Consider the following 22,043-nt stretch of genomic DNA (forward strand, 5'->3'; position numbering starts at 1 on the left):
TGCACGTCCAAAGATGACGCTAAGGTGAAGCGATGAAGGCTCTCGTTCTCTCCGGCGGCACTGGATCCCGCCTGAGGCCGATCACACACACATCGGCAAAACAGCTCGTCCCGGTGGCCAACAAGGCCGTCCTTTTCTACGGGCTCGAATCGCTCGCCGACGCGGGAATCACCGAGGTCGGCATCATCGTCGGTGACACCGCGGCGGAGATCGAGGAGGCGGTGGGTGACGGGTCGAAGTTCGGCCTGAAGATCACCTACATCCCGCAGGACCGTCCCCTCGGACTGGCCCACGCCGTTCTGATCGCGCGCGAGTACCTCGGCGACGACGACTTCGTGATGTACCTCGGTGACAACTTCATCGTCGGCGGCATCACCGGTCTCGTCGAGGGCTTCCAGGCCAACAAGCCCGACGCGCAGATCCTGCTCACCCACGTGCCCGACCCGCGCTCCTTCGGCGTCGCCGAACTCAGCGAATCCGGCCAGGTCATCGGCCTGGAGGAGAAGCCGGAGCACCCCAAGAGCGACCTCGCCCTGGTCGGTGTCTACCTCTTCACGCCCGCCATCCACGACGCCGTGCGCGCCATCAAGCCGTCCTGGCGCGGCGAGCTGGAGATCACCCACGCCATCCAGCAGCTGATCGACGACGGCGCCGACGTGCGCTCCTCGGTCATCCACGGCTACTGGAAGGACACGGGCAACGTCGTCGACATGCTCGAGGTCAACCGGACCGTCCTGGAGTCCATGGACCGCCGCATCGACGGCGAGGTCGACGACGTCTCCGAGACCATCGGGCGCGTGGTGATCGAAGAGGGCGCGCGCATCGCGCGTTCCCGCATCGTCGGCCCCGTCGTCATCGGGTCCGGAACCGTGGTGAGCGACTCCTACATCGGACCGTTCACCTCGGTCGCGGAGAACTGCCGGATCACCGACAGTGAGCTGGAGTTCTCCATAGTGCTGCAGGACTCGTCCATCGCCGGGGTGGGCCGGATCGAGTCCTCGCTCATCGGCAAGCACGTCGAAGTGACCCCCGCTCCGGGGGTACCCAGCGCCCACCGCCTCGTTCTCGGAGACCACAGCAAGGTGCAGATCCGTTCATGAATCTCCTCGTCACCGGCGCCGCCGGCTTCATCGGTTCCACGTACGTCCGCACGCTCCTCGCCTCGGACGCGCCCGACGCGCCCCGCATCACGGTGCTGGACAAGCTCACGTACGCCGGCACGCTCGACAACCTGGAAATAGGCCACCCGCGCCTGGAGTTCGTCCAGGGCGACATCTGCGACGCCGGACTGGTCGACAAGCTGATGGCCGAGGCGGACCAGGTGGTCCACTTCGCCGCCGAGTCCCACGTGGACCGTTCGATCAACGGCGCCGCCGACTTCGTCCGCACCAACGTGGTGGGCACCCAGGTCCTGCTCGACGCGGCCCTGCGCTACACCGTCCCGTTCGTGCACATCTCCACCGACGAGGTCTACGGCTCCATCGAGTCCGGCTCCTGGCCCGAGACCCACCCGCTGGCGCCGAACTCGCCGTACTCCGCGTCGAAGGCCTCCTCCGATCTGCTCGCCCTGGCCTACCACCGCACCCACGGCCTGGACGTCCGTGTCACCCGTTGCTCGAACAACTACGGGCCGCACCAGTTCCCCGAGAAGGTCATCCCGCTGTTCGTCAGCAACCTCCTCGACGGCAAGAAGGTCCCGCTCTACGGCGAGGGCCTCAACGTCCGCGACTGGCTGCACGTCGAGGACCACTGCCAGGGCATCGAGCTCGTGCGCACCAAGGGCCGGGCCGGCGAGGTCTACAACATCGGCGGCGGCACGGAGCTCAGCAACAAGGAGCTCACCGGCCTGCTGCTCGAAGCCTGCGGCGCCGACTGGGACTCGGTCGAGCGCGTCGAGGACCGCAAGGGCCACGACCTGCGCTACTCCGTCGACTGGTCCAAGATCCACGACGAGCTCGGCTACACCCCGAAGCACGACTTCGCCACGGGCCTGGCCGACACGGTCGCCTGGTACCGCGACAACCGCGCCTGGTGGGAGCCGCTCAAGGCAAGGGTGGAGCGCGGCTGATGAAGTGGCTGGTCACCGGTGCCGGCGGGATGCTCGGCCACGACGTCCTGGACGAACTCGCCCGGCGCGGTGAGCAGTTCGTCGGTCTCGACCGCGCCGCCCTGGACATCACCGACCCCGCGTCGGTGGACCGGGCGTTCGCGGAACACCACCCCGACGTGGTGGTGAACTGCGCGGCGTACACCGCCGTCGACGACGCCGAGACCGACGAGGAGCGGGCCCTTCGCATCAACGGCGAGGGGCCCCGGCTCCTCGCCCGCGCCTGCGCCGCCTCGGGCGCGCGCCTGGTCCATGTCTCCACCGACTACGTCTTCGACGGCGAGGCCCGCAGCACGCCGTACCCGGAGAATCACGCCACCGCTCCGCGCACCGCGTACGGGCGTACCAAACTGGCGGGCGAGCAGGCCGTGTTGGCCGAACTGCCCGGTAACAGCGCGGTTGTCCGAACGGCTTGGCTGTACGGAGCCTGTGGGGGTAACTTCGTCCGCACGATGATCGAGCTGGAAGCACGTCGCGACACTCTCGACGTCGTCGACGACCAGCACGGACAGCCGACCTGGAGCGCCGACGTCGCCGTACGGATCGCTGATCTGGGCGCCCGTATCGGTCAAGTCGAGGGCGCGCACGGGGTGTTCCACGCGACCAGCTCCGGCGAGACCAGCTGGCACGGTCTCGCGCAGGAGGTGTTCCGGCTCATCGACGCCGACCCGGAGCGCGTGCGCCCCACCACGAGCGCTGCCTTCGTCCGTCCCGCGCCCCGCCCCGCCTACAGCGCCCTCGGGCACGAGCGGTGGCGGGAAGTCGGTCTGGAACCGCCAAGGGACTGGCGGTCCGCCCTGCACGAAGCACTTCCTCACATCCGCAAGGAGATTTCTTCGTGAAACGTCATGAGTTCCTGCGGGGACTCCACAAGTCAACCGCGAACCGCAACTACCTGGAGATCGGCGTCAACGACGGCCGCAGCCTGACGCTCTCCCGGGTGCCCAGCGTCGCGATCGATCCCGCGTTCAAGGTGGTCACGGAGATCCGCTGTGACGTCCACCTGGCCAAGGCGACCAGTGACGACTTCTTCGCCCGGGACAATCCGCTGGTGCACCTGCGCGGCGGTCGTCACCCGCTGCGTCAACTGGCCCGCAACCGGAGCCCGTTGGGCTGGTGGAAGACCACCACGCTGGATCTGTCGTTCATCGACGGCATGCACCTCTTCGAGTACGCGCTGCGCGACTTCATCAACGTGGAGAAGCACTCGGACTGGGCCAGCGTCATCGTCTTCGACGACATGCTGCCGCGCAGCATCGACGAGGCGGCCCGCGACCGGCACACCGACGCCTGGACCGGCGACGTGTACAAGCTGGTCGAGATCCTCGCCCGCTACCGTCCGGACCTGGTGACGGTCCTGGTCGACACCCAGCCCACGGGTCAGCTCGTGGTCTTCGGCGCGGACCCGACCAGCACCGTCCTCAAGGACAAGTACGACGAGATCATCGCCGAGTTCGAGGTCCCGGACCCGCAGAAGGTGCCCGAGGCGATCCTGGAGCGCACCACCGCGGTGAAGCCCGAGGCGCTGCTCGACGCCGGTTTCTGGGGCCCCCTCGCCAACGCCCGCAACCGCGGGACCAAGCGGTCCCGCGGCTGGGAGCCCCTGCGCCGTGCGGTGGAACAGCTCAGCGTCAGTCGCTGAGCCGGCCACCACGCAGTCGCTCGTAGTAGGCGGAGCAGTCCGCGTAGGACGGAAGAAGTCCTGACTGCTCCGCCTCTGCCAATGTGGGCGCCTCGGCGTCCTTCTCCGACAGCACCGGCTCGAAGCCCTCCGGCCAGGCGATGCCGAGCGCCGGGTCGAGCGGGTTGATCCCGTGCTCACGCCCGGGCGAGTAACCCGTGGAGCACAGGTACACGACCGTCGCGTCGTCGGTCAGGGCCATGAACGCGTGCCCAAGACCCTCCGCGAGGAACACGGCGTGCTTGCTGTCGTCGTCCAGCCGGACGGCCTCCCACTGACCGAACGTGGGAGAGCCGACGCGGATGTCCACGATCACGTCGAGGACGGCGCCGCGCACGCACTTCACGTACTTGGCCTGGCTCGGCGGTACGTCGGAGAAGTGCACTCCGCGCACCACACCGCGCCGCGACACCGAGCAGTTGGCCTGTGACAGCTCCAGGTCGTACCCGGTGGCCTCGCGGAACTCCTCGCCGCGGTACCACTCGTGGAAACTGCCCCGGTCGTCAGGGAAGACCTTGGGCTCCAGGACCCAGGCGCCTTCAATCCCCAGTGCTCGCACGTTCTTTCGTCCTCCATGGCTTGCTCGGGTACAGCGATGTGCTCGGCTACTTGCTACTTGCTCAGGGCGCGCTTCAGCTTGCGCGCCACCCGGCGGGCCAGCCCCGGCTTGGGCTTGGCGGCCACCGGCTTCGGCGCGGGCTTGGGCTCGGCGGGCTTGGCCTTCGGCGCCGCCTCCACCCGGATACCGCCGGCGTCACCGGCCAGCCGCACCGGCAGCGCCAGGAAACGCTGCCCGGTCGCGGTCGGGGTCAGGCACACCGAGGCGGCCCACGCCAGGTCCTTCAGCTCGGCGGCGGGCACCTCGGCCGCCAGCCGAGCACCGGAGGACTCGGGGGAGACCACACCGGGCACGTCCAGGGTCGTACCGGACGCCTTGTGGGTCAGGCGCAGCAGTACGTCGGTGGCGGCGGGGACGTAGAAGGGGAGCAGTACGCCGACGCGGGCGCCGGTGACCGTGAAGTCGCCGGGCTTGAGGTCGCCGAGGCCGAGGCGCTTGCTCGCCTTGTCGACGTCCAGCGAGAAGTTGCCGTGCGGCTCCGTGTAGTACGGGAGCAGCACCTGGCCGGCGACGACACCGGCCAGCCCGGCGTTCTCGCCGTGCTGCGGGACCGGGCCGAGGCGGCACTCCTTGTTCCAGGAGCCGATGACGACCCGGACGTAGGTGTCCCAGAGGCCCTCGCTCAGCGGGGCGCCGCCGGCCGCGGTGGCGGGGTCGACGGTGGCCGTGGCGTGCAGCACCAGGCGGACGCCGTCGCCCTCGGGAACCGCCTCGTGCGAGATCTGCACCCGCTGGAAGTGCGAGGCGGCGCTGGTGCGTTCACGGACGACGAGGTCGGCCGTCGCCTTCTTGAAGACGTGGGTGGCGTCGGCCGTCAGCAGGGCGGTGGCCTCGGCGAGGTTCTTCGGCTCCGGGTGCTTGGGGGCGGGCGCGCCCTGGGCCGGGAAGATCGCGGGCTTGCCGTCGACGACGAACTCGGCCTGGTAGTGGACCAGCAACTTGCCGTCCCGCCACTCGATCTCGCCGGGGGACGCCTGCGGCTTGAGGGAGGCCTCCCACTCGGCGAGCTCGACGAGGTCGTCGTAGCGGTCGGCGGCGGCGAGGGCCGCGACGACCCGCAGCCGCGGGCCGAGGCCCGCCGCGACACCGGGGCCGAAGCGCTCGGTCATGACACCGCGGATCTCCTTGAGGAGCTCACGGCGGTAGTCGTCGGGGGCCTTCAGCAGCCGGCCGCCGCCGAGGCGCTCCATCATCTCCACGCGCAGCCAGCGGCGGAAGATCTTGTCGCGGGCCGGACCGGGCTCGGTGTACTTCTCGACGACGTCGAGGGCCTCGCGCAGGTTCTTGAAGTAGCCGACCGGGTCGAAGCGCTGGAAGCCGGCGTTCGAGGCGTCCTCGCGCTTGATGTGGTAGTAGCAGACGTAGTCGCTGAGCACGGCGACGTTGTCCGCGGCGAGGTAGGCCTCCGTCACGAAGACGTGGTCCTCCAGGCGGCGGCGCCCCTCCGGGAACCGCAGGTTGATGCGGTCGAGGAACGCGCGGCGGAGCATCTTGTGCGGGGTGAGGCTGTCCATCAGCGGCGCGGTCTCGACCGACGCGTGCGGATAGTTCTTGCGGAACAGCTCCACGGGCACGGCACGGCCCTTGCCGGCCATCTTGCCGACGATGACATCGGCGCCGTTGGCCACGCCGTAGTCGTACATCCGCTCCAGGGCCTCGTCTCCGAGGTAGTCGTCGTTGTCGACGAACATGACGAACTCGCCCTTGGAGGCGCCGATGCCGACGTTCCGGGGCTTGCCCGACCAGCCGGACGCCTCCTGGTGGATGACGTGGATGTGGGGGTGCTGCGCGGCGACCTCGTCGAGCCGCGCGGGCGTGCCGTCCGTCGAGCCGTCGTCGACGAAGATCGCCTCGTACTCGTCGTTAGGCAGGGACTGCCTGAGGAGAGAGGAGATGCAGTCCTCGATATAGGGCCCTGGGTTGTACACAGGGACGACGACACTGACCTTGACCGACATCCGGCTTCTAGCCCCCTTGTTTGCGCTGACCGTTGCCCGATATGGAACGGCGCGAGTGGGGTGATGCTAACCCGGTCTGTCTCGATGCCGCCCATTGGGCCGGTGTTGGGCAACGGTTAACCCGCAGTGGGTCTGTGTCAGCTCGCGTTGTGGGTCTTGGACAGAAGTTCCAGGATTTCGGCTGATGTACCCGTTTCGCCCAGGCGCGGGAAGATCCGCTCGATGCTGTGGGCGTGCGAGACGGCGTCCAGGTCGCTCATCGCGTCCGTGGCCAGGGTCACGTGGTAGCCGTGCTCGTGCGCCGCGCGGGCGGTGGACTCGACGCCGATGCTGGTGGCGATGCCGGTCAGCACGATCTGCGTGACACCGCGCCGGCGCAGCTGCACATCCAGGTCGGTGCCGTGGAAGGCGCCCCAGTTCCGCTTGACGACGTGGATGTCGTCGGGGTGCCCGGCCAGCTCGTCGACGACGACGTCCCAGCCCTCGGAGCGGGCCGCGCCCCGGGCGCGCCGCTGCTCGGTCCGGCCGGGAACCGCGTCGGCACCGTCGTGCGCGAAGGTGACCCGGACCAGCGCCACGGGGAGGCCGGCGGCCCGGAAGGCGTCCGCGAGCTCGACGGTACGGGCGACGACCTCGGGCCCGCTGTACGGCTGGGTCGGGGCGCCGACGACGCCGCCCTGGAGGTCGATCACGACGAGTGCGGTACGCGGGTCCAGGGTGGTGAGTGCCATGGGGGAGGCCTTTCAGGAGTTGCGGGGGGCTTGGCCGGTTGTCCGGGTGGGCTTCGGTATCACTGCTCCGACAGTCGCTCCAGCAGTGCCAGCGCGTCGACGATCGTCCGCCGTTCCTGCTCGGTGTAGCGGTCCTCGAAGGCGCGCGCGAGCCACTCCTCGCGAGCCTGCCGGTTGTCCTCGACGCGCTCGCGGCCCGCCTCGGTGAGGGTGACCAGTTGTCTGCGGCCGTCCTCGGGGTCGGGGCTGCGCCGGATCAGCCCGTGCCGGTCGAGGGCGGCGAGGGTGGCGGCCATCGACTGCGGCCTGACCCCCTCGGCCGTCGCCAGCGCGCTGGCCGTGGCCGCGCCGTGCTTGCCGACGAGGGTGAGCGCCGACTCCTGTGAGGGAGTGAGGTCCGCGTCCGTCGCGACCTCGCGGATCCGGCGCCGCAGCCGGCTGAACACCACCCGCAGATCCCGCGCGGAGCGGGCGGCGGAGTCCGAGATGCCCGCCGGTGTGCGCGAGCGCTTGTGATCCATGGGCCTCACCGTAGAACCGACAGCGGAAACTGTCCAGTCGCAACTGAACAGTCTGCCCTGAAGATCTCTCCAGGGCACTACTCTGTGCGCCGGCGGAGGTTCGAAGGGCGAGCGGGAGCGGATCGCGATGGACGAGCACTCAGCTGGCGGCACGGCCCTGATCGACTCGTCCGTGGCGCATCCCGCCCGCGTCTACAACGCCTGGCCGGGCGGGAAGGACAACTACCCCGCCGACCAGGAGGCCGCCGAGCTCGCCGCCGCGGCCAACCCGGAGATCGTCCCCGCGGTCCGCGCCAACCGGGCCTTCCTCCGCCGGGCCGTCCGCGAGCTGAGCGGCAAGGCGGGCATCCGCCAGTTCCTCGACATCGGCACCGGCATACCGGCCGCGGACAACACCCACGAGGTGGCCCAGCGCGTCGCCCCCGGAGCCCGCGTCGTCTACGTCGACAACGACCCCGTCGTCCTGGCACACGCGCGTGCCCTGCTCGTCAGCAGCGAGGAAGGCGCGACGGACTACCTGGAGTCGGACCTGCGTGACGTGGACCGCATCCTCGCCGCCGCGGCCGGGACCCTCGACCTCTCCCGGCCGGTGGGGCTGATGCTGGTGGCGATCCTCCAGTACGTCCCCGACCGCGACGACCCCTACGCGATCACCCGCCGCCTCCTGGACGCGCTCGCCCCCGGCAGCCACCTCGTCCTCTCCCACCCGGCGGCCGACATCGGCGCCGAGGAGGTCGCCGAGTCGACGCGCGTCTACAACGAACGCGCCGCCGAACACGCGGGCGCCACCCCGCGCACCCACGCCGAGGTCACCCGCTTCTTCGACGGCACGGAGATCCTCGACCCCGGCGTCGTCCAACTGCCGGTCCGGCGCCCCGACCCCGAGGACATCCCGGCGACCGGTCCCCTCCCGATGTGGTGCGGGGTGGGCGTCAAGCCCTGACAGCACCACGGACCTAGGCTGACCCCGTGCGTCTGCTCCTGATGTCCGACACCCATCTCCCCAAGCGCGCCAAGGAACTGCCCGCGCAGCTCCTCGCCGAACTCCCGCGCGCCGACGTCGTGTTCCACGCCGGCGACTGGGTCGACACGGCCACTCTCGACCTGCTGGAGAGCCGCAGCCGCCGCCTCGTCGGTGTGTACGGCAACAACGACGGCCCCGCACTGCGCGCCCGGCTCCCCGAGGTGGCCTACGCCGAACTCGGCGGCCTGCGCTTCGGCGCCGTGCACGAGACCGGCCCCGCCCGGGGCCGCGAGGCGCGCTGCGCGGCCCGTTTCCCGGACCTGGACGTGCTCGTCTTCGGACACAGCCACATCCCCTGGGACACCACGGCCCCCACCGGTCTACGGCTCCTCAACCCGGGCTCCCCGACGGACCGCCGACGCCAGCCGCACTGCACCTACCTCACGGCGACGGTCATGGACGGCGCCCTGACGGACCTCGTACTGCACCGGTTGCCGCCCAGGTGACCCGCCGTTCAGCCGGACGGCGCCCGGTGGATCGCCCCCGCCACCCCCGTCAACGGCATCCCCGTGCCGCTCCACCGCAGCGCGACGATCTCGGCGGCCACGGAGACGGCCACCTCCTCCGGGGTGCGGGCGCCGAGGTCCAGGCCGATCGGTGAGCGCAACCGGGCCAACTCGCCCTCGGCGAGGTCGGATTCGCGCAGTCGCCGCATACGGTCGTCATGGGTGCGGCGGCTGCCCATCGCCCCGATGTAGGCGGCCGGCCGGCGCAGCGCCTCCTCCAGCAGCGGTACGTCGAACTTCGGGTCGTGGGTCAGGACGCAGATCACCGTCCGCTCGTCGGTGTCCGTGCCGGCCAGATACCGGTGCGGCCAGTCCACGACCACCTCGACTCCGGCCGGGAAGCGCTTCGGCGTCGCGAACACCGGGCGGGCGTCGCACACCGTGACCCGGTAGCCGAGGAAGTCACCGATCCGGGCGACCGCCGCCGCGTAGTCGATGGCGCCGAACACCAGCATCCGGGGCGGCGGCGCGAAGGAGCGCAGAAACACGGTGACGGAGTCCTCGCGTCGCTCGCCGTGCGGCCCGTAGTGCCGCAATCCCGTTGCGCCGAGGGCGAGTTCACCGCGCGCGTCGGCGGTGACCGCCACGTCGAGGCCGGTGGTGCCGAGGGTGCCGTCCACCCTGTCGGGCCACACGGCGAGGGTGGCTCCGCGCGGCGCCGGACCGTCGGTCACCGTCGCCACGGTCACCGGCTCGTGCGCGGCCACCGACCGCGCGACCGCTCCGAACGCGGGATCGGCCTCCGGTGTGACGGGCCGTACCAGCACGGTGATCTCGCCGCCGCAGGTGAGACCGACCGCGAAGGCGTCCTCGTCGCTGTACCCGAAGGTCTCCAGGCGCGCCTCGCCGCTCGCCACCACCTCCCGCGCCAGCTCGAAGACCGCCCCCTCCACACAGCCCCCGGACACGCTGCCCACGACCTCGCCGTCCGGGCCCACGGCCATGGCCGCCCCGGGGTCGCGCGGCGCACTGCGGCTGACCGCGACCACGGTGGCCAGGCCGAACGGTTCCCGGGCCGCGTACCAGCGCCCGAGCTCCGGGAGGATCTCCCGCACGACGTGCTCCTCTCACCGCCGTAGTCCCGCTACGGACGTTAATCCGTTGGCGTCGTCCCCGCCGCTCTGGTGCACTGACCGGTGTCCGTCACCGACGACCGAGGAGCACTGAGATGCGCGCACCGTTCATGTCCGCCCAAGAAGGAAGGCCCCCCTCATCAAAGGACATGACACCAGGTGCACTTGCTCAACCTCGGAATCCTCGCGCACGTAGACGCAGGTAAGACCAGTCTGACCGAACGGCTGCTGCACTCGGCCGGTGTGATCGACGAGATCGGCAGCGTCGACGCCGGCAGCACCCGCACCGACACGCTCGCACTGGAGCGGCAGCGCGGTATCACCATCAAGTCCGCCGTCGTCTCGTTCCCGGTCGACGACGTGACCGTCAACCTCATCGACACCCCCGGCCACCCGGACTTCATCGCCGAGGTGGAGCGGGTGCTGGGCGTACTGGACGGCGCCGTCCTGGTCGTCTCGGCGGTCGAGGGCGTCCAGCCGCAGACCCGCGTCCTGATGCGCACGCTCCAGCGGCTGCGGATCCCGACGCTCCTCTTCGTCAACAAGATCGACCGCCGCGGTGCCCGCCACGACGAGCTGCTGCGGGAGATCTCCGACCGGCTCAGGGCAGCGGTCCTACCGATGGGCTCGGTCGAGGACATCGGCACCCCGGCGGCCGGTTTCCGGCCGGGCCTCGACCCGGGCGTGGCGGCCGTCCTCGCCGACCACGACGACGAACTGCTCGCCGCCTACGTCGAGAACACCGTGTCGTACGACCTCCTGTGCGCGGCCCTCGCCGCCCAGACCCGCCAGGCCCTCGTGCACCCGGTCTACTTCGGCTCCGCCATCACGGGCGCCGGCGTGGACGCGCTGATCGCCGGCATCAAGGAACTGCTCCCCGCCGCCGAGGGCGATCCCCAGGGCCCGCTCTCCGGCACGGTGTTCAAGGTCGAGCGCGGTCCGGCGGGGGAGAAGATCGCCTACGCGCGGATGTTTTCCGGCACCCTCCGCACCCGCGACCGGATCACCTTCGGGGACGCCGGCGAGGAGGGCAGGGTCACCTCGATCAGCGTCTTCGACCACGGCACGGACATCGGCTCCGACTCCGTCCCTGCGGGCCGGATCGGCCGGCTGCGGGGCCTCGGCGAGATCCGGATCGGCGACGCGATCGGCGCACCGAGGAAGGCGTACGAGCACTTCTTCGCGCCGCCGACCCTCGAGACCGTCGTCGTGCCGGGCCCGGACGCCGACCGGCGCGCCCTGCACCTCGCCCTCACCCAACTCGCCGAACAGGACCCGCTGATCGGCCTGCGCCACGACGAGGTGCGCCAGGAGACCGCCGTCTCGCTCTACGGCGAGGTCCAGAAGGAGGTCATCCAGGCCACGCTCGCCGACGAGTTCGGGGTGCGGGTCACGTTCCGCGAGACGACGCCGCTGTGCATCGAGCGGCCGGTCGGCACGGGCGCGGCGGTCGAGTTCAACAAGAAGGACGCGAACCCGTTCCTCGCCACGGTCGGCCTGCGCGTCGACCCGGCGCCGGTCGGCTCGGGGGTGCGGTTCGCGCTCGAAGTCGAGCTGGGAGCGATGCCGTACGCCTTATTCAAGGCCGTCGAGGACACCGTGCGCGAGACGCTCGGGCAGGGGCTGCACGGCTGGCGGGTCACCGACTGCGTGGTCACCATGACGCACTCGGGCTACTCGCCCCGGCAGAGCCACGCCCACCAGGGCTTCGACAAGAGCATGTCGAGCACCGGTGCCGACTTCCGCGGACTGACCCCGCTCGTCCTCGTCGAGGCACTGCGGCGGGCGGGGAGTCAGGTGTGCGAGCCGATGCACCGGTTCCGCGTCGAGGCGCCGGCCGACATCCTCGGCGCGCTGCTGCCGGTCCTCACCGCGGTGCGCGCCGTACCGGGGACCACCGAGACGCAGGGGGCGCTCTGTGTGCTGGAGGGAGTGGTGCCGGCCGCCCAAGTGCACGGTCTTGAGCGGCAGTTGCCGGGGCTGACGCGCGGCGAGGGCGAGTGGGAGAGCGCTTTCGACCACTACGCGCCGGTCACGCACGGCACCGTTCCGGAGCGGGCGCGCACCGACCAGAACCCGCTGAACCGGAAGGAGTACCTGCTGAAGGTGACGCGTCGTGTGACCTGAAAAGTGTCAACAGGGCTTAGAGAGCGCATACTTACTCATGAGTCAGAAGTGTTGACAGTGTCCGGAAATCACCGGACTGTAGTGGACATGACGAATATCCGGGCGCGTGTGATCGTTGTCCTGGTTGTCCTCTGCGGATTCCTGTCGGTGCTGGGTGCCGGGCCCGCCACCGCCGCCACCCCAACCGACTCCCTCTGGTTCGACGGATCGGCGCTGACCGTCCAGAACGGCAGCTTCGTCGACAGCTACGGCCGCCAGGTCGTGCTGCGCGGCTACAACGTCTCCGGCGAGACCAAACTGGCGGAGAACAGCGGTCTCCCCTTCGCCTCGGTCGCCGACGCGAAGAAGTCCGCGACCGCGCTGCGCGCCCTCGGCGGCGGCAACTCGGTCCGCTTCCTGCTCTCCTGGGCCTACGCCGAACCCGTCCGAGGCCAGGTCGACACCACGTACCTGGCCGCCGCCACCGCCCAGATGCAGGCGTTCCTCGACGCCGGCATCCGCGTCTACCCCGACTTCCACCAGGACCTCTACTCCAAGTACCTGTTCAACACCGGCAGTTGGTACACCGGCGACGGCGCGCCCAAGTGGGCCGTCGCGCTGGGGAGTTACCCCCAGGAGTCCTGCGGGATCTGCCTCTTCTGGGGCCAGAACATCACCCAGAACTCGGCCGTCACCAAGGCCCAGTACGACTTCTGGCACAACAACTACGGCCTCCAGGACTCCTTCCTCGCCACCGCCCAGTCGACCATGACGTACATCCAGCAGCACCTCAGCACCGACGAGTTCGCGGGTGTCGTCGGCTTCGACCCGTACAACGAGCCCTTCGCGGGAACCTACGACTCGGGCCAGACGAGCCGCACCTGGGAGCAGAACCTGCTCTGGCCGTTCTACGTGAAGTTCCGCGCGCGGATGGACGCGGCCGGCTGGAGCGCCAAGCCCGCCCTCGTCGAGCCGAACCTCTTCTGGAACTCCAACATCTCCAGCCAGGTACAGGAGGGCGGACTCCTCGACGCGGGCACGCTCGGCTCGCGCTATGTCTTCAACACCCACTTCTACGACCAGAAGGCGATCTCCGGCATCCTGATGTGGGGGAACGCGGCCGACGGTCAGTACTCGACCGACTTCGGCACCGTTCGTGACCGGGCCACCGCCGCCGGCACCGCCGCCATCGTCAGCGAGTTCGGACATCCGCTGTCCGGCACGGTCGCGGGCAAGGCACCCACCGTCCTCAAGGCGATGTACCAGGCTCTCGACTCCCGTCTGCCGGGGGCGAGTTGGTGGTCCAATCCGAGCGGCTCGGGTCCGGTCCTGTCCGGTACGCAGTGGCAGTGGGACATCTACAACGGCCGCCACCACGAGCTGATGAACGACAACCCCGACAAGGTGCTCACCACCGGCGACGCCTGGAACGACGAGGACCTCTCCGCCGTCAACATGACCGACTCCGGCACCGTGACACTCCGTCAGGACGCCCGGCTGCTCGACCGGATCTACCCGAGCGCGACCGCCGGCACCACGGTCGCCTTCACCTACGAGGACCGCTCCCGCGACGGCTCCACGACCCTCACCTGGAACCCGGTCCCCAGCACTCTCCCGAACGTGTCCTCGCTGGTCGGCTCCGGCCAGTACGGCCTGCTGATGTGGCGCTCCAACAGCTCCACCGCACCGACCGAACTCCACCTCCCGGCGTCCTTCCCGTCCGCGTCCACCACAGTGGTCTCCGACCTGGGAGCCGTCTCGGGCGTCCCGGCGTACACGTCGTCGACCCCGATCGGCTGGGCCAACGAACCGGGCGGCACTGGCAGCCACCGCCTCCTGCTCTCCGCCTCCGGCTCGGGAACCCTGCACTACGCCCTGATCACCAACGGCGCGTCGAGCCCCTCCTCGACGCTGCTGAGCGCGGCCAAGTCCGAACTGGCCGCATGGGCGGCGGCGCACAGCTGACAAAGGCAACGGCACCGATCCCCTCGGGGACCGGTGCCGTTGACGGTCGGTCAACTCGCGGACGGGCTCGTCCAGTCGGCCTGCACATGGCCCAGCCGTACGCGCTGCGGATGGTCGCCCACCGGGACGGAGAGCACCTTCTGACCGGTGGCGAAGTCGATGGCCGTCACCTGGTCGGCGCCGGCCTCCGAGATGATGCAGTCCTTGCCGTCACCGCTGACGGTCGCCCAGTACGGCGTGGACGCCGTGACGAGCGGACCCTCCTGGAGGGTGGCCCGGTCCACGACCGTCGCGTAGTTGTCCATCGTCCCGGCGACGCACAGCTTGGTGCCGTCGGGGTTCATCGAGATGCCGTGATGACGCGAGTCGAGCAGCCAGGTGGTGCGGTCCGTGCTGGTCGCGGGGTTCACCGGGAGCGTCTTCACGCGGGTGATCTTGTCGGTGGCGACGTCGTACTCCAGGAAGCCGTTGAAGAACGACACCTGGAAGTACAGCTTGGACCAGTCCGGCGTGAAGGCGGCCGGGCGGACCGCGTCGGAGTAGTTCGTGAGGCCGATCGCGTCCAGCCGGTCCCGCATGTCGATGATCTTGACCTGCTTGAACGTGGTGGCGTCGACGACGGTGATGTGCCGGTCGCCCTTGGTCCAGTCCCAGGCCGGATCGTCGAGGGAGGTGGTGACCTCGCCGATCGCCATGTTCCAGATGTACTTGCCGCCGTTGGTGAAGAAGTTCTCGTGCGGCTTGTCGCCGGTGGCGAACTCACCCAGTTCGGCACCGGTGTTGATGTCCAGCACCTGCACCTTGTTGGCGGTCGAGGCCGAGACCGCGACGCGGGTGCCGTCGGGGGATACCGCCATGTGGTCGGCGCGGTAACCGGCCACCGGGAAACGCCAGTTGATGGTGTCGGTGGCGAGGTTGATCGACACGACGTCGGCGAAGCTGGGGCGGGAGACGACGAGGGACTTGCCGTCCGGGGTGGAGTACATGTCGTCCACGTACTGGTCGTGTCCCTGTCCGACCTCGTTGTGGATGGACGTGTAGTAGATCCACTTGATCGGATCGGCGTTGATCTCCGCCAGCCGGGCCGCCTTGTCGGGGACGATGTTGATCTCCCCGATCTTCGCGAAGTCGCCGGTGGACTTGATGACGTCCGCGGTGCCGTCCCAGTTGTTGCCGACGAACAGCACCTCGCGCAGAGCGGCGGAGGAGTCGGCGGTGGCGGCCGTCGCGGGAGCGGCTACGGTCAGGACGAGGGCGGCGGCCATGGAGCAAAGGTGCCTGGGTCTGAAGGCAGGCATGACTGCTCTCTTCTGTGAGGTGAGGGGTGCCGGAGAATGTGAAGAAATCTGAACACGCGCGCATTCAGAATGAACTTACTGAAAAGTAAGGACGGGCCCTCTTCTCCGCAAGACTGCGGACACGACAAGATTGGCCGATGGTCGACAAGATAGAGGTATGACAGTGGCGGGCAGGCTCAAGGCGCCGACCGGTCGCTACGGCGGCAAGTCCGCCGAGCAGCGGCAGGCCGAGCGACGCGGACGCTTCCTGGACGCCGCGCTCCAGCTCTTCGGCGACACCCCCGGCTACCGCGGCACGACCGTCGCCGCGCTCAGTGAGGCCGCGGGGCTGTCCACGCGGCAGTTCTACGAGGAGTTCCGCGGCCTGGAGGACGTGCTGGCCGCGCTCCACCTCCAGGTCAACGACTGGGCCGAGAAGGCCGTACTGGCCGCGCTCGACGACGCCGACGGCCTGCCGCTCGTCGAGCGGGCGACCGCGATCTTCCACGCCTACGCCAAGAACGTCACCGGCGACCCGCGCCGCATCCGCATCACCTTCGTCGAGATCATCGGCGTCAGCCCACGCCTTGAGGAACAGCGGCTGGCCCGCCGCGCCCGCTGGATCAACCTCATCCGCGGCGAGGCGAGGGCCGCGGCCCAGCGCGGAGAGGCGGCGCGGCGCGACTACCGCATCGCCGCGGCGGCGTTCATCGGCAGCGTCAACGGCCTTCTCCACGACTGGAGCGCGGGCTGGGTGGACGCCACGCTGGACGAGATCGTCGACGAACTGGTCCGACAACTCGTGGGCATCATGCAGCCGCCGGGCTGGAGGGACTAACTCGGTTCGTCGGTCGCGTACTCGTCCAGACGGCGGGCCAGTGCGCGGACGAGGTCGCGCAGGGCGGCGGGGCGTTCGACGACGAACGGGCGGTCGAGGGCGGCGAGGACGGGCGGAATCCAGTCCAGTCGCTCGGCCCGGATCCGGACCTGGACCCAGTCGGTGCCCTCGTCGGGTGGGGTCACGGTGGCGATCGCGGCCGGGAGATGCCCGCGAATGTGCTGCACACCGCCCCGGATCCGCAGGGACACATCGTGCCGCCACGGCGTGCGCGCGAGGCTGTCCAGCACCGTGGCCGCCGGGTCGAACTCCGCCGGCACCTCGAACGAGCCGGAGTGCACGCGCAGTGCGGTGACGCGGTCCAGACGGAAGGTGCGGACCTCGCCGTCGGCCGGGTCGGCGCCGGTCAGATACCAGCGCCCGGAGTGCGCGACCAGACCGTACGGCAGGACCGTACGGTCGCTCTCGCGGCCCTTCCGGTCGGTGTAGCCGATCGCCACCGGCCGCCGATGGAGCGCGGCCTCGGCGAGTTCGAGCAGTACCTCCGTCTCCGGGGCGGAGGCGGCACGCGGTCGCGCGGTGAAGTCCGCGGTGTCGAGGAGGGCGTCGAGCCGTCGGCGCAGGGCGCTGGGCAGGACCCGCAGCAGTTTCGCCGTGGCGCTCTCGCCCGCCGCGGCCGACGTGGTGGCGAGCCCTGCCCTCCGGCCGGCCAGCAGCCCGAGCACCACGGCGAGCGCCTCCTCGTCCGTGAGCATCAGCGGCGGCATCCGATAGCCGGGAGCGAGCCGATAGCCGCCGTAGCGACCGCGTACCGAGTCGACCGGCACGCCCAGCTCCAGCAGGTGGCCGACATAGCGGCGGACCGTGCGTTCGTCGACGCCGAGCCGCGCGGCCAGGTCGGGGACGGTACGGAGGCCGCTGCTCTGGAGGATCTCCAGGAGGGCCAGCACGCGGGCGGTCGATGTGGTCACCCGGAAAGTCTGCCTCGGATACCGGGCGGAAGCTGTCCGGTATTGGTCCTAGCGTGGTGGACGCCGCTTCATCCGGCACCGCACACGACCCCTGACAGGAAGCCGCCATGAACTTCGTCTCGATCCGTGTCATCACCGACGACGTCGCCCGTCTCGTGGGGTTCTACGAACAGGTCACCGGCGTCACCGCCACCTGGTCGACTCCCGACTTCGCCGAACTCGTCACCCCTGCCTGCACGTTGGCGATCGCGAGCACCCGCACCGTGGCTCTCTTCGGGACCGGCTCCGCACAGCCGGCCGCCAACCGCTCGGTGATCACCGAGTTCCGCGTGCCGGACGTCGACGCCGAATTCGAGCGCCTGGCCCCCCTCGACTGCGAGATCGTCCAGAAGCCGACCACGATGCCCTGGGGCAACCGCTCCCTCCTCTTCCGCGACCCCGACGGCAACCTGATCAACTTCTTCACGCCGGTCACCCCCGGGGCCGTGGCACGGCAGCGGCGCTAGGTCAGTCCGTCGAGGGCGGCGAGCACGGGAGCCGTACCGTCCTCGGCGCGTACCCGGGCGCCAAGGGCCCGCGCCCGCTCGGTGCAGGCCGGGTCACGGGTGGCTTGTACGAGTGCGGCGGACAGGGTGTCGGCGGTGAGCCCGCGCAGCGGGACGGCGCGGGGCGCCACGCCCAGGGCGACCAGCCGGGCGGCCCAGAAGCCCTCGTCGAACTGGATCGGCACCGGCACGGCCGGCACCCCGGCACGCAGCCCGGCCGCGGTCGTGCCCGCACCGCAGTGATGGACCACGGCCGCCATCCGCGGGAACAGCGCCGAATGCGGCACCTCGCCGATGCTCAGGACATCGTCGCCGGTCGCTTCGAGGCCGCCCCAACCGCGCTGGATCACTCCGCGCAGCCCGGCTCGCCGCAGGGCGCGCACGATCTCTGCGCTCAGCCGTTCCGGATCGGGCACGGTGGCACTGCCGAGCCCCACGAAGACCGGAGCCGGCCCGGAGTCGAGGAAGTCCCGCAGTTCGGGCGGGAGTTGGGAGTCCGCGTCGTACGGCCACCAGTAGCCGGCCACCGTGAGCCCGGGCCGCCAGTCGGCCGGACGGGGCACGATCAGCGGGCTGAAGCCGTGCTGGACGGGCCAGTTGTGCTCCTCCCGGGACCGGAGCGCGCTGCCGGGACGGGTGGGGGCCAGGCCCAGGCGGGAACGTACCTCCGGTACGGCGGTGGCGAAGACGTGCTCCACCGCCCGGTTCACCCCGTGCCCGGCGACCCGGTTGCCGACCGTGCCCCAGGAGCCGCCGCCGAGCACGGGTGGCGCGAACTCCCTTGTCGGTGCGAGGGGTTGGAGGTACACGCCCAGGCTCGGCAAGGACAGCCCCTCGGCGATGGCATGCCCCAGAGGGCCCAGCGAACTGGACAGCAACAGCACGTCGCTCGCCCGCGCGGCCGTCAGCAGATCGTCGGTCATCCGCCCGACCAGCGCCCGCGCCATCGCGACCACCCGCAGCAGCTTGCCCCCGCCCGAGGTGCTGCGATGCAGTCCGCGCCCCCGTGAGGACTCCAACTCGGCCCGGGGATCGACCGGGAGAGGATGGAAACCGACACCCGAACCCGCCACCAGGGGCGCGAAACCGGCGTGGGTGACGAGAGTGACCTCGTGCCCCGCCAGGGTCAGGGCATGCCCGAGTCCGGTGTACGGGGCCACGTCGCCCCGGGATCCCGCCGTCATGATCGCTACGCGCACGCCGGTCAGTATCGCGTCCGCCGACCCGACGAGTGGGGGATTCCCACGACGAGTGGCGGATCTCCGCGGGGATTCCAACTTCCCCTCGTGTCACAGCCGTTGACTTCACCCTCCGGTGGCTCTACTTTCAGCGCGCCGTTTCGTTCGGTTGCCCGACCCTTGTTCGAGATATCGGCAAAGGAGCCGCATGTTCCGCACCCCCGTCCTGCGCGTCCTCGCGATGGCCGCAGCCGCAGTCACCCTGCTTCTCTTCACCAGACCCGCACCCGCGGACCCACTCCACACGGCCCCGGTCGCCTCGACGACCCGTCAGACAGCCGTGCCCACCGCCCCGATGGGCTGGGCCTCCTGGAACAGCTTCGCCGCGAAGATCGACTACAGCGTCATCAAGGCGCAGGTCGACGCGTTCGTCGCCTCCGGCCTCCCGGCGGCCGGCTACAACTACATCAACATCGACGAGGGCTGGTGGCAGGGCACCCGCGACAGCGCGGGCAACATCACCGTCGACACCAGCGAGTGGCCCGGCGGGATGAGCGCCATCGCCGACTACATCCACAGCAAGGGCCTCAAGGCCGGCATCTACACGGACGCCGGCGCGAACGGCTGCGGCTACTACTACCCGACCGGCCGCCCCGCCGCCGCCAACACCGGCAGCGAAGGGCACTACGCCCAGGACATGCTGCAGTTCTCGCAGTGGGGCTTCGACTTCGTGAAGGTCGACTGGTGCGGCGGCGACGCCGAGGGCCTCGACGCGGCCACCACGTACAAGTCGATCAGCTCGGCCGTCGCCACGGCCGCGGCCACCACCGGCCGCCCGCTGACCCTGTCCATCTGCAACTGGGGCTACCAGAACACCTGGAACTGGGCCGCGGGCCTCGCCCCCATGTGGCGGACCAGCACGGACATCTACTACTACGGCGGGACGGCGTCGCAGTCCGCGGTGCTCTCCAACTTCGACCAGACTCTCCACCCGGCCGCCCAGCACACCGGCTACTACAACGACCCCGACATGCTCACCGTCGGCATGGCCGGCCTCACGGCGGCCCAGAACCGCACCCACATGGCGCTGTGGGCGATCTCCGGCGCCCCGCTGCTCGCCGGCAACGACCTCACCACGATGACCAGTGAGACCGCCGCGATCCTCAAGAACTCGGACGTCGTCGCCGTCGACCAGGACGCGCGCGGCCTCCAGGGCGTCAAGGTCGCCGAGGACACAACCGGCCTCCAGGTCTACGGCAGGGTCCTCTCCGGCACCGGCAACCGTGCGGTCGTGCTGCTCAACCGCACCTCGTCCGCCGCGAACATCACCGTCCGCTGGTCCGACCTCGGTCTGACCAGCGCGTCCGCGACGGTCCGCGACCTCTGGGCGCAGTCGAACCTCGGCTCGTACGCCACGAGTTACACCGCCAGTGTCCCGGCGGGCGGCTCGGTGATGCTGAAGGTGAGCGGCGGCACCGAGGCGGCGAGCACGAACTACACCGCCACCTCCACCGGCAAGTACACCGGCGTGAGCGCGGCGAACACCGGTCTGGACGTCGTCGACATCCCCTACACCAGCACCGGTTCCACCGCCGTCACCGGCACCCTCCAGGTGAACAGCCAGACCGCGACGACGGTCTCCTTCCCGCCGACCGGCTCCAGTCAGGGCACGGTCTCGGTCCAGGTCGACCTGTCGAAGGGGTCCGCCAACTCCCTCACCTTCACCGGCAGTTCGCTGCCGACCCTGGGGGCGATCAACGTCCAGCCCATCCCCGGCACGAACGGGAATCTGGTCGTCGGCACCGGGTCCGGCCGCTGCGCCGACATCTACAACAACACCATCACCAACGGCACCCAGGCCGAGATCTGGGACTGCAACGGCGGCCAGAACCAGGCCTGGACGTACACCTCCCGCAAGGAGCTCGTGGTCTACGGCAACAAGTGCCTGGACGCCTACAACAACGGAACCACCAACGGCACCAAGGTCGTCATCTGGGACTGCAACGGCCAGAACAACCAGAAGTGGACCGCCAACTCCGACGGCACCCTCACCAACGTCAACGCGGGCCTGTGCCTGGACGCGTCCGGCGCCGCCACGGCCAACGGGACCCTGCTGATCCTGTACACCTGCGGCACGGCGAGCAACCAGAAGTGGACGCTGACGTAGTCGTGGCGCATGGTCCCGCCGGTCGTCAGGGCCGGCGGGACGTGTGTGCCTAGGTGAGCGCGGTGAGGACCAGTCCCGTCGCCGCGAGCACCGCACACCCCAACAGGCAGGCGGCGAACAGACGTTGGCGCAGGTGCCGGTACGTCTCCTCGTACTCGTCCCGCAGCTGCCTGCCCCGCTCGGCCGTACGCTCCCAGGAGGCGCGGGTGAGGGCGAGGTACTCCGCTTCGAAGTGCCTTTCCACGTCGGCCCGTTGGCCGTCGGTGAGCCAGTCGAGCCGGGCGGTGAAACGGGCGGCGGCGGCGCGCCCCTCCGTGTGGGCGGCCGCGACCAGCAGATGACCCTCGATCTCGTTGAGGAACGTCCTCGGATCCAGGGGGAGTTCGTCCATCGCGGTCACCGTGACGTCAACTCCCGCTCCAGGGCCGGGACATCGGGGTGGTGGAGGTCGAACGCCGGGGATTCGCTGCGGATCCGGGGCAGGGCGAGGAAGTTGTGCCGGGGTGGTGGGCAGGACGTCGCCCACTCCAGTGAACGGCCGTAGCCCCACGGGTCGTCGACCTCGACCTTCTTGCCGTACTGCGCGGTCTTCCAGACGTTGTAGAGGAACGGCAGGATCGACAGCCCGAGGACGAACGAGAAGATCGTCGATACCGTGTTGAGTGTCGTCAGGCCCTCCACCGCGAGGTAGTCGGGAATCCGGCGCTGCATCCCGTTCACGCCCAGCCAGTGCTGGACCAGGAAGGTGCCGTGGAAGCCGATGAACAGCGTCCAGA

20 protein-coding genes and 1 pseudogene are annotated in these 22,043 nt (G+C 70.0%); 11 read left to right on the plus strand and 10 right to left on the minus strand.

The window, feature by feature from the left end; genetic code table 11:
- Nucleotides 1-32: 32 nt before the first annotated feature.
- The 4 genes from ACWDEW_RS26315 to ACWDEW_RS26330 are packed head-to-tail and all read left to right on the plus strand — an operon-like array spanning nucleotide 33 to nucleotide 3,749.
- Nucleotides 33-1,100 (plus strand): glucose-1-phosphate thymidylyltransferase, encoded by a 1,068-nt coding sequence (locus ACWDEW_RS26315; RefSeq protein ID WP_450515544.1) that lies wholly within the window; start codon nucleotides 33-35, stop codon nucleotides 1,098-1,100.
- On the plus strand, nucleotides 1,097-2,068 hold the full coding sequence (gene rfbB, locus ACWDEW_RS26320; protein ID WP_450515545.1) for a dTDP-glucose 4,6-dehydratase: 972 nt from the start codon (nucleotides 1,097-1,099) through the stop codon (nucleotides 2,066-2,068). Before ACWDEW_RS26315 ends, rfbB begins: the two co-directional genes overlap by 4 nt.
- On the plus strand, nucleotides 2,068-2,949 hold the full coding sequence (gene rfbD / locus ACWDEW_RS26325) for a dTDP-4-dehydrorhamnose reductase (protein ID WP_399116011.1): 882 nt from the start codon (nucleotides 2,068-2,070) through the stop codon (nucleotides 2,947-2,949). The genes rfbB and rfbD overlap by 1 nt, the downstream gene beginning before the upstream one ends.
- A complete protein-coding gene (locus ACWDEW_RS26330; protein WP_450515547.1) occupies nucleotides 2,946-3,749 on the plus strand; it encodes a class I SAM-dependent methyltransferase in 804 nt (267 codons plus the stop codon). The genes rfbD and ACWDEW_RS26330 overlap by 4 nt, the downstream gene beginning before the upstream one ends.
- Here ACWDEW_RS26330 and rfbC read toward each other — a convergent pair.
- The 4 genes from rfbC to ACWDEW_RS26350 form a co-directional block, all read right to left on the minus strand.
- Nucleotides 3,739-4,347: a dTDP-4-dehydrorhamnose 3,5-epimerase gene (gene rfbC, locus ACWDEW_RS26335; protein ID WP_450515549.1), complete on the minus strand. Its 609-nt coding sequence runs from the start codon at nucleotides 4,345-4,347 to the stop codon at nucleotides 3,739-3,741. The genes ACWDEW_RS26330 and rfbC overlap by 11 nt on opposite strands.
- Nucleotides 4,348-4,400: 53 nt before the next feature.
- Entirely contained in the window at nucleotides 4,401-6,365 is a 1,965-nt protein-coding gene (locus ACWDEW_RS26340) for a glycosyltransferase family 2 protein (protein ID WP_450515550.1), read from the minus strand.
- Nucleotides 6,366-6,502: 137 nt separating this feature from the next.
- Entirely contained in the window at nucleotides 6,503-7,096 is a 594-nt protein-coding gene (locus tag ACWDEW_RS26345; protein ID WP_450515551.1) for an isochorismatase family protein, read from the minus strand.
- Between the two features lie 59 nt (nucleotides 7,097-7,155).
- Entirely contained in the window at nucleotides 7,156-7,617 is a 462-nt protein-coding gene (locus ACWDEW_RS26350; RefSeq protein WP_450515553.1) for a MarR family winged helix-turn-helix transcriptional regulator, read from the minus strand.
- 127 nt (nucleotides 7,618-7,744) lie between these two features.
- Between ACWDEW_RS26350 and ACWDEW_RS26355 the strand changes: the two genes are divergently transcribed.
- Entirely contained in the window at nucleotides 7,745-8,560 is an 816-nt protein-coding gene (locus tag ACWDEW_RS26355) for an SAM-dependent methyltransferase (protein ID WP_450515554.1), read from the plus strand.
- A gap of 26 nt (nucleotides 8,561-8,586) precedes the next feature.
- Nucleotides 8,587-9,087 carry a metallophosphoesterase family protein gene (locus ACWDEW_RS26360; protein WP_450515556.1) on the plus strand — a complete coding sequence of 167 codons (501 nt, stop codon included), beginning with the start codon at nucleotides 8,587-8,589 and terminating at the stop codon, nucleotides 9,085-9,087.
- 8 nt (nucleotides 9,088-9,095) lie between these two features.
- Here ACWDEW_RS26360 and ACWDEW_RS26365 read toward each other — a convergent pair whose 3' ends face one another.
- Entirely contained in the window at nucleotides 9,096-10,202 is a 1,107-nt protein-coding gene (locus ACWDEW_RS26365) for an XdhC family protein (protein WP_450515558.1), read from the minus strand.
- Nucleotides 10,203-10,379: 177 nt separating this feature from the next.
- Between ACWDEW_RS26365 and ACWDEW_RS26370 the strand changes: the two genes are divergently transcribed.
- Nucleotides 10,380-12,347 carry a GTP-binding protein gene (locus ACWDEW_RS26370; protein ID WP_450515560.1) on the plus strand — a complete coding sequence of 656 codons (1,968 nt, stop codon included), beginning with the start codon at nucleotides 10,380-10,382 and terminating at the stop codon, nucleotides 12,345-12,347.
- Nucleotides 12,348-12,434: 87 nt separating this feature from the next.
- Nucleotides 12,435-14,291, plus strand: a complete 1,857-nt coding sequence (locus ACWDEW_RS26375; protein WP_450515561.1) for a cellulase family glycosylhydrolase — start codon at nucleotides 12,435-12,437, stop codon at nucleotides 14,289-14,291.
- Nucleotides 14,292-14,341: 50 nt separating this feature from the next.
- On the opposite strand, the gene ACWDEW_RS26380 is transcribed toward ACWDEW_RS26375, so the two are convergent.
- Nucleotides 14,342-15,589, minus strand: a complete 1,248-nt coding sequence (locus tag ACWDEW_RS26380) for a YncE family protein (protein ID WP_450515563.1) — start codon at nucleotides 15,587-15,589, stop codon at nucleotides 14,342-14,344.
- Between the two features lie 163 nt (nucleotides 15,590-15,752).
- Here ACWDEW_RS26380 and ACWDEW_RS26385 point away from each other — a divergent pair, with 163 nt between their 5' ends.
- Nucleotides 15,753-16,406, plus strand: a complete 654-nt coding sequence (locus tag ACWDEW_RS26385; protein WP_450515580.1) for a TetR/AcrR family transcriptional regulator — start codon at nucleotides 15,753-15,755, stop codon at nucleotides 16,404-16,406.
- Here the strand turns inward: ACWDEW_RS26385 and ACWDEW_RS26390 are convergent.
- On the minus strand, nucleotides 16,403-17,377 hold the full coding sequence (locus ACWDEW_RS26390; protein WP_450515565.1) for a helix-turn-helix transcriptional regulator: 975 nt from the start codon (nucleotides 17,375-17,377) through the stop codon (nucleotides 16,403-16,405). The two genes, ACWDEW_RS26385 and ACWDEW_RS26390, sit on opposite strands and share 4 nt — an antisense overlap.
- A gap of 107 nt (nucleotides 17,378-17,484) precedes the next feature.
- On the opposite strand from ACWDEW_RS26390, the gene ACWDEW_RS26395 reads away from it, so the two are divergent.
- The gene (locus ACWDEW_RS26395) at nucleotides 17,485-17,883 is read left to right on the plus strand and encodes a VOC family protein (protein WP_450515567.1); all 399 of its coding nucleotides are present in this window, start codon (nucleotides 17,485-17,487) and stop codon (nucleotides 17,881-17,883) included.
- On the opposite strand, the gene ACWDEW_RS26400 is transcribed toward ACWDEW_RS26395, so the two are convergent.
- Nucleotides 17,880-19,106: a glycosyltransferase gene (locus ACWDEW_RS26400; protein ID WP_450515582.1), complete on the minus strand. Its 1,227-nt coding sequence runs from the start codon at nucleotides 19,104-19,106 to the stop codon at nucleotides 17,880-17,882. The genes ACWDEW_RS26395 and ACWDEW_RS26400 overlap by 4 nt on opposite strands.
- 202 nt (nucleotides 19,107-19,308) lie before the next feature.
- Between ACWDEW_RS26400 and ACWDEW_RS26405 the strand changes: the two genes are divergently transcribed.
- Nucleotides 19,309-21,267 carry a ricin-type beta-trefoil lectin domain protein gene (locus ACWDEW_RS26405; protein ID WP_450515569.1) on the plus strand — a complete coding sequence of 653 codons (1,959 nt, stop codon included), beginning with the start codon at nucleotides 19,309-19,311 and terminating at the stop codon, nucleotides 21,265-21,267.
- A 49-nt stretch (nucleotides 21,268-21,316) separates the two neighbouring features.
- Here ACWDEW_RS26405 and ACWDEW_RS26410 read toward each other — a convergent pair whose 3' ends face one another.
- Together ACWDEW_RS26410 and ACWDEW_RS26415 are read right to left on the minus strand one after the other, a co-directional pair.
- Nucleotides 21,317-21,658 carry a hypothetical protein gene (locus ACWDEW_RS26410; protein WP_450515571.1) on the minus strand — a complete coding sequence of 114 codons (342 nt, stop codon included), beginning with the start codon at nucleotides 21,656-21,658 and terminating at the stop codon, nucleotides 21,317-21,319.
- Nucleotides 21,659-21,663: 5 nt separating this feature from the next.
- Nucleotides 21,664-22,043 (minus strand): annotated as a pseudogene (locus ACWDEW_RS26415) (cytochrome ubiquinol oxidase subunit I); the annotation flags it as partial.

The sequence above is a fragment of the Streptomyces sp. NPDC001100 genome (genome assembly GCF_053598575.1).

Excerpts from the sequence above, each read along its gene's own strand:
- rfbB (WP_450515545.1), top strand. The coding sequence starts at position 1,097 with ATGAATCTCCTCGTCACCGGCGCCGCCGGCTTCATCGGTTCCACGTAC.
- rfbD (WP_399116011.1), top strand. The coding sequence starts at position 2,068 with ATGAAGTGGCTGGTCACCGGTGCCGGCGGGATGCTCGGCCACGACGTC.
- ACWDEW_RS26345 (WP_450515551.1), bottom strand. The coding sequence starts at position 7,096 with ATGGCACTCACCACCCTGGACCCGCGTACCGCACTCGTCGTGATCGAC.
- ACWDEW_RS26315 (WP_450515544.1), top strand. The coding sequence starts at position 33 with ATGAAGGCTCTCGTTCTCTCCGGCGGCACTGGATCCCGCCTGAGGCCG.
- ACWDEW_RS26395 (WP_450515567.1), top strand. The coding sequence starts at position 17,485 with ATGAACTTCGTCTCGATCCGTGTCATCACCGACGACGTCGCCCGTCTC.
- ACWDEW_RS26410 (WP_450515571.1), bottom strand. The coding sequence starts at position 21,658 with ATGGACGAACTCCCCCTGGATCCGAGGACGTTCCTCAACGAGATCGAG.
- ACWDEW_RS26350 (WP_450515553.1), bottom strand. The coding sequence starts at position 7,617 with ATGGATCACAAGCGCTCGCGCACACCGGCGGGCATCTCGGACTCCGCC.
- ACWDEW_RS26355 (WP_450515554.1), top strand. The coding sequence starts at position 7,745 with ATGGACGAGCACTCAGCTGGCGGCACGGCCCTGATCGACTCGTCCGTG.
- ACWDEW_RS26380 (WP_450515563.1), bottom strand. The coding sequence starts at position 15,589 with ATGCCTGCCTTCAGACCCAGGCACCTTTGCTCCATGGCCGCCGCCCTC.
- ACWDEW_RS26405 (WP_450515569.1), top strand. The coding sequence starts at position 19,309 with ATGTTCCGCACCCCCGTCCTGCGCGTCCTCGCGATGGCCGCAGCCGCA.
- ACWDEW_RS26375 (WP_450515561.1), top strand. The coding sequence starts at position 12,435 with ATGACGAATATCCGGGCGCGTGTGATCGTTGTCCTGGTTGTCCTCTGC.
- ACWDEW_RS26340 (WP_450515550.1), bottom strand. The coding sequence starts at position 6,365 with ATGTCGGTCAAGGTCAGTGTCGTCGTCCCTGTGTACAACCCAGGGCCC.
- ACWDEW_RS26400 (WP_450515582.1), bottom strand. The coding sequence starts at position 19,106 with ATGACGGCGGGATCCCGGGGCGACGTGGCCCCGTACACCGGACTCGGG.